Below are 1529 nucleotides of genomic sequence, written 5' to 3'. Positions count from 1 at the left end.
AGACACAGCACGACCGGCGTGCCGGGCAGGCGGCGGGCGATGGCGAGCGCGATCAGCGGGCGGTTATAGACCTCGATCAGACGCGGCCGCCGCGCGCGCAGCAGCCGCGCAACCCCCGCGGCGTGGCGGGCATTCGCGCTCAGGCCGAACAGGCCCGGCCGCGCCGCCAGATAGCTCCCCGCGTCGAACAGGGGGCCGGCCTGCGGGCCGCCGACCACCAGCGTGCCGGCATCGGCGAGGCGTGCCACGATCATGCCGATCGCCCCGGCGCGGCCGGGACCGTAGCCCTCGCGCGGGGGCAGGCAGACGGCGACGGGCGCTATTGCAGGAAGCCCCACCGCGCCACCGCCGGCTCCGCGCTCGCCCATTTCCACTGCGTCCCCTGCCGGCAGATATCGGCGTCGTACCAGGCCCGCGTGCGGTCCTTGCCTTCGCCGTCCACCACGGAAAACACCACCTCCTTGCAGGACGCCAGGGGGTTCGGGATGTCGCGCACGACTTTCAGGGTGCCGGCCTCGTCGCCGTACGGGATGGTGTGCCGGATCTGCCATGTGGCGCTGCCGCCGGGCGGGAGATCGCCCGCCGCCGCGGCGATGGCGTCCTGCTCCGCCCCCTGCCGGGTGCGGCCGTAGTAGCGGATGCTGTAGTCGGACACGGCAGCGACGCCCACGCCCACCGCGAAGCCGACCGCCGGATTGGCCGACGCGCCGCCCGCGACCGCGCCCGCGCCGATGCCGATCAGAGCCGACATCGAATTGCAGCCGCCGAGCAGCAGGCAGCACCCGACCGCCACCGCGCAGCCGCCACGCCTCACTGCAGCGAGCCCCAGCGCGCCGTCGCGGGTTCGGCCGATGCCCATTTCCAGGTGGTGCCGTCGCGGCAGACGGTCGCGGTGAAGACTTCGCGGTGCGGCTTCCCGTCGTCGGTCGTGTCGACCGAGAACACGATCTCGCGACAGGCGAACAGGTCGCTGCCGACGTCGCGGACGACCGCGACCTCGCCATGTTCGTCGCTCTCGATCGGCACCGTGTGGGTGACGCTCCAGGTAGCGACTGCACCCGGCGTCAATGTGCCGGCGACGGCGGCGATCCGGTCCTGCTCATAGCTGTGGACCTTGCGCTCGGCGTATTGCAGCCCGGCATCGGCGCCGGCCGCGACGCCGAGGCCGATCGCCGTCGCGGCGGCGGCGCTGCGGGTGAAGGAGTTGGCGATGCCCGCGCTCGCGACGCCCGCGCCCGTGTCGGTGGTGGCGGACAGCAGCGCCCCGCAACCGTCCAGCGACAACACGAGCGCGAGCGGCACCACCAGCCGCAGGGCGATACAGGGACGCATGGGCGACCTCGTCGTCTGGTCCCGGCGATGGCGGGCCGGGGTCAGCCGGTGAAAAGCAGCACGGGACCGCCCGTGTGCTCAGGCAGGACAAGCACACCCTCCGGCGTCGCGGCAAACGGCACGCCCGCGTCCGTCAGACAGTCCCGCAACGCCGCCGTGCCGTCCCCGGTTCGCAGCGCGAGGCCGCCGATCCACGG

2 protein-coding genes and 1 pseudogene are annotated in these 1529 nt (G+C 73.6%); all 3 read right to left on the bottom strand.

Annotated elements, in window-relative coordinates:
• Positions 1-254: pseudogene (locus tag B8460_RS15485) on the bottom strand (glycosyltransferase family 1 protein); the annotation flags it as partial.
• Between the two features lie 65 nt (positions 255-319).
• Positions 320-751 (bottom strand): hypothetical protein, encoded by a 432-nt coding sequence (locus tag B8460_RS15480; protein WP_199445667.1) that lies wholly within the window; start codon positions 749-751, stop codon positions 320-322.
• Between the two features lie 59 nt (positions 752-810).
• The gene (locus B8460_RS15475; protein WP_048862510.1) at positions 811-1332 is read right to left on the bottom strand and encodes a hypothetical protein; all 522 of its coding nucleotides are present in this window, start codon (positions 1330-1332) and stop codon (positions 811-813) included.
• Positions 1333-1529 lie beyond the last annotated feature (197 nt).

Origin of the sequence: Acidisphaera rubrifaciens HS-AP3, assembly GCF_000964365.1 — a bacterium.
GTDB classification, from domain to species: domain Bacteria; phylum Pseudomonadota; class Alphaproteobacteria; order Acetobacterales; family Acetobacteraceae; genus Acidisphaera; species Acidisphaera rubrifaciens.
Note: the sequence above shows the minus strand (reverse complement) of the source record. Positions and strands in the feature narration are given on the sequence as shown.